This is a genomic window from Pseudomonas asuensis (assembly GCF_014646755.1).
Lineage (GTDB): Bacteria > Pseudomonadota > Gammaproteobacteria > Pseudomonadales > Pseudomonadaceae > Chryseomonas > Chryseomonas asuensis.
This window is the reverse complement of sequence record NZ_BMNW01000058.1, coordinates 1-1,458: the sequence shown is the minus strand read 5'-3', so window position 1 is coordinate 1,458 and position 1,458 is coordinate 1. Positions and strand designations below refer to the sequence as shown.

The window sequence follows — 1,458 nt, the reverse complement described above, 5'->3', positions numbered from 1 at the left end:
GGTATACCCTAATGGCTACAGCGCAACGAAGTACGCATGATTAAGAGCACTTCAAAATAGCTGTACATGATTAGATTCTTGTACTGAATCTTGCCTTTAACTTGTACAAGGCAGCTGCCTGGTCGGAAGAAAGGAACAAGCTTGATTAGCACCTAGTCATGACGCTAATGGCTTTCCCGCCTGAAAGCCTTCTTATGACTATGCTGAGACCTAATAGCACCGCTCCTCCTACCGCTCTCCTTTGTGAAGATGAAGAGCTCATACGCGAATTGGTTCGAGATGTTTTGGAAATAGAGGGGTTTTCTGTCGCTGTATTTTCAACTGCTGATGCAGGATGAGCCTACCTGCAACAGCACCTCAACGAGGTTTCGCTACTGGTTTCGGATATTCGTATGCCGGGACGTTTAGACGGAGCAGACCTAGCTTGTCTTGCCTCTAGTGCCTGTCCGAACCTACATATCATTCTTTCATCTGCTTACTGTGCAAGGGCTGACTACCAAGATTGGAGCAGTTAGTATTTCTGTCCAAACCGTGGGAGCTGGAGCGACTAATGCTTTTTTGTCATCAAGCCATGGAGATCTATAACAACAGCCTCCAGCGCTAATACTGTTTCCTTTGATCGTTTATCTAATACGCTGATTGCCATTAGATAGTCCCGTTTGTAACCATGATGAGTCCAGGACTAATAGCTATACAGCTTACCCATCAGCGATAGGCGCTCTGACATTCAGCGCTTCTTTATCGACCTAAGTGCTCTTTTTGTTTGTCCCATCAGGACAAACAAAAGGTGGGCCTATGAACATTATCGTGATTGGCACCTCTACCGGTGGACTTGGGACGCTGAAATGTTTGCTGGCAGGGCTGCCCGCCGACTTTCCCGCTGCAGTCTTGGTCGTCATGCACATCGGCGCCTACGACAGTATTCTGCCTGAGCTTTTAAAAGAGTCGTCCTCGCTGCCTGTCCGCTATGCTCAGGATAGGGAAGCCATTGTCCCAGGCGTTATAATGGTCGCACCGCCGGACCGGCATCTTCAGGTCGAGCATGGCACCCTCAAGCTTACCTACGGCCCCAAGGAAAACTACTCCCGCCCTGCCATTGACCCATTGTTTCGCTCGGCCGCCATGATGTTTCGCCAGAATGCTATTGGCGTCTTGCTTACCGGTAATCTTGATGACGGAACTGTAGGCCTGCAGGCCATCAAGGCCTATGGCAGAACAGCCATCGTTCAGGCTTCCGCTGGAAGCCAAGGCGCCATGTATGCCGCTCAGTGCGCTTCAACACGCCGATGTCGACTTCTGCCTGCCGGTTAACGACATTTCAGCCGAGCTAATCGAATTGGTTGGCCAGGCTGAGCGCAAGACACCGCATGATGCGCCTGAGTGGGTGAGTAAAGAGAGTCAGCTTGCTGAAGAAGAAGTGAACTGACCCCTGAAAGTTGGACACAACCTTCGGGGTTC

The 1,458-nt window shown here is 50.4% G+C and carries 1 protein-coding gene; it reads left to right on the top strand.

Annotated features, from left to right (window positions below):
• Window positions 1-795: 795 nt before the first annotated feature.
• Window positions 796-1,311 (top strand): chemotaxis protein CheB, encoded by a 516-nt coding sequence (locus IEX86_RS24620; RefSeq protein ID WP_188868774.1) that lies wholly within the window; start codon window positions 796-798, stop codon window positions 1,309-1,311.
• Window positions 1,312-1,458 lie beyond the last annotated feature (147 nt).

What these genes read in the sequence shown, in the direction of transcription:
- IEX86_RS24620 (WP_188868774.1), top strand. Translation starts at nt 796, where the DNA reads ATGAACATTATCGTGATTGGCACCTCTACCGGTGGACTTGGGACGCTG.